1 protein-coding gene is annotated in these 236 nt (G+C 63.1%); it reads right to left on the reverse strand.

Annotated features, from left to right (window positions below; translation table 11 throughout):
- Positions 1-236, reverse strand: a 236-nt coding sequence (locus ACYQ0J_RS13855) for a transposase (RefSeq protein WP_460172637.1), incomplete at both ends; no start/stop codon positions are given.

The following is a 236-nucleotide window of genomic DNA, read 5'->3' on the forward strand; positions in this document are numbered from 1 at the left end:
TAATACCGAGATTCCCGATCCCTAGGGACCTTCAGGTCCACCTGGCCGAAGGTGGTCTCCAGCTTGCGGGGGTAGTAGCCGTTCCTGCGGCCTCCGTGCACCTGCAAGAAGGCCGTCCGGTCCAGCTCCAGAACCGTCTGCAGAACCTCGGCTACTGTCTCCCGCACCGCTTCCCTCAGCAAGATCCGCAAGGTATCCTGGTCCACGGGGCACCTCCTCGTGCTAAGGTGTGCCCC

It is taken from the genome of Thermus sp. FJN-A (assembly GCF_054655095.1).